The following is a 2,618-nucleotide window of genomic DNA, read 5'->3' as shown; positions in this document are numbered from 1 at the left end:
CAAGCTATCGCGAACCGCTCTGGTTGCGGTTCTTGCTGCCGCTGTGGCATTGGTGCCCGCGAGTGTTGCATTTGCCGCCGACGGCGATGGCAGCTCAGCTGGATCGGTGTCGAGCTCCGATTCAACCGCCACCGCCGACAAGAAGGATGTGTCCAAGGCGCGCGTCGATGCCGCTGCTGCTGACGCCGATGCCGCAAAGGGCGAAAACAACAATGGCGAAGCGCCTAAACCCGTTGACGATTCGACTAACTCGATTGATGACGGGCAGACCTCCGACAACTCGTTCCTCTACGATGCGTCCATCGCCGATTTGGCTGGCGCCGATTCGTATTACGACAAACAAACCGTGCAGGTGACGGGCGAAGTGGTGGGCGAGGCCATTTCCGTGACGGGCGATGCCGACCATGCGTGGATCGTGCTGCGCGACTCAGATACGGGTTCGACCGTTACCGTATTCGTGCGTCGCAGCGATTTGCGCAAGATCGACACCTACGGGGCATACGGCACGACGGGAACTGCCCTGCGCGTTCGGGGCGTGTTCAATTTGACGTGCTCTCAGCATGAAGGCGAAAGCGACGTGCATGCCCAGGTGGTAAACGTGGTTTCGGCTGGCTATGAACATAAAGACGCCTTCAATATCGATGATTTCGTGCCCGGTGTCGCCGCGTTGGCGGTGGGCATCGTTTTGGCGCTCGTGTTTTGGCGCATGCGGGAAAGGTCGCGTTAATGCTTATGCAAGGAACTGTGATCAAGCTTGACCGCGGGTATCCGCTCGTGCGTTTGAGCGATGGACGCGAGCTTCGCTGCGAGCACGCAACGGCTTTGGTGAAGGGCGCCGACGTGCGCGCGACGACGGGCGATGTCGTCGATGTGTCTGCGCCCGATGGGCACGATAAAGGCATTATCGAACGCGTGCACGATCGCAAGCGCGCTTTCGTGCGCAAAGACCCGACCGAGCGCATGGAGCAGCAGGTGCTCGCGGCGAATTTCGATACGGTTATCGTGGCCGAGCCTTTGGTGGGCATCAATGTGCGCCGGCTCGAACGCGAACTCGTTTTGGCTCACGAGAGCGGCGCGAGCGTCGCCGTCGTGCTTACCAAGGCCGATTTGGCGGAAACCGAAGTCGAGCTTGCCCAGGCGCGCGATTTGGTCGAGAAAATCGCCCACGGCACGCCCGTTCTGGTGGTTTCTGCTGAAGACCCCCAAAGCGTTGAGGGGGTGCGCGCCTTAATTCCGGAAGGTCGCATCGCCGTGCTGCTGGGAAAAAGCGGCGTCGGTAAATCGAGCTTGGTGAACTTGCTGGTCGGAAGCGACGTACAGGCAACGGGCGCCGTTCGCGAGGGCGATGGCAAGGGTCGCCACACGACGGTTTCCCGCGAAATGATCGCGATTCCTGGCGCTGGCAGCGTCGTCGATATGCCGGGCGTGCGCGGTCTTGCCCTATGGGATTCCGATGCGGGCATTGAAGCCGCATTCGTCGATGTGGAGCAGCTCGCTGAGCAGTGTCGATTCCGCGATTGCCGCCATGAGGCGGAGCCTGGGTGCGCGGTGCGCGCCGCCGTGAAATCGGGCGAGCTTCCCAAAGAACGCTATGACAGCTACCTTCGTTTGCGCGGCGAGGTTCGTGAGGCTAAAAAGCGCAACGAAGAGGCGAAGCGCATTCGTTCGCGCAAAGGCCATCCTCGTCGCTGGAAGGGATAGGGTGCAGGTCGCTTTCATGACGTCCCTGCTCTTGTATCTTCGAATCTCTACTCATATGAGCAAAAATGCACATGTTTGTCGTGTGAGTTGATGACGTTATCAGGCGTTTTTTGGCATTCGGCCCTAAAATGTTCCGCTATGGAAACTTTTGCTGAAATACTCCCGCATGCTTTCGAACATGCATTCATCGACACCTTGAAGCTCGTGCCGTTCCTTTTCGTGACGTATCTCGCCATGGAAGCGCTCGAGCACTACGCGAGCTCGAAGAGCATTGCCGCCGTTCGTCGTGCTGGCACTGCGGGCCCCATTATTGGCGCGCTTCTGGGCGTAGTGCCGCAGTGCGGATTTTCTGCCGCTGCCGCGACGCTGTATTCCGCGCGAGTTATTACCCTGGGCACGCTCTTCGCTGTATTCCTTTCAACGAGCGATGAGATGCTGCCCATCATGATTGCCGCGCAGGCCCCAGTGGAGTTCATTGTTGAAGTTCTCGCGATCAAAGCGCTTTGCGGCCTTATTGCCGGCTTTGCCATTGATGCGGTGCTGCGGCTTCGCCACCATGCTGTAGAAGCGATGCGCATCCATGATTTGTGCGAGCGCGACCACTGCGGCTGCGACGATGAAGGCGATGCGCCGTCCGCGCTTTCTGATACGCGCCAGGAGCATGGGGAAGGCGCCGCTGATCGTGCTGACGATTCGGATGGCGGGCTTTCGCGCGGGGAAGAACGCGAGGCTGAACTTGCGCGCGCTTCCGGCGAGCGACCCGACCATGGCCATGATCATGCCCGCGAGCACGAGCACGAGCACGCCCACGATGACGCCCATGGCCACAGTCACGACCACGGCCACACGCATGGGCATGCGCATGGCTTCGCGGCTATCGCGAAAAGCTCCCTTGTGCATACGCTGCAGGTCGCGTT

Annotated in this window: 3 protein-coding genes; all 3 read left to right on the top strand. The window is 60.0% G+C overall.

The window, feature by feature from the left end; genetic code table 11:
* Nucleotides 1-727: hypothetical protein (locus tag ACWI8T_RS09370; RefSeq protein ID WP_449138750.1), on the top strand; the 727-nt coding region annotated here is incomplete at its 5' end.
* Nucleotides 727-1,701 (top strand): ribosome small subunit-dependent GTPase A, encoded by a 975-nt coding sequence (gene rsgA / locus ACWI8T_RS09365; RefSeq protein WP_449138749.1) that lies wholly within the window; start codon nt 727-729, stop codon nt 1,699-1,701. The genes ACWI8T_RS09370 and rsgA, both read left to right, overlap by 1 nt.
* 138 nt (nt 1,702-1,839) lie before the next feature.
* A partial coding sequence (locus ACWI8T_RS09360) for a putative manganese transporter (RefSeq protein ID WP_449138748.1) occupies nt 1,840-2,618 on the top strand: 779 nt, incomplete at its 3' end.

This window comes from Slackia sp., assembly GCF_977041755.1.
This window is presented reverse-complemented; position numbering and strand designations above follow the sequence as displayed.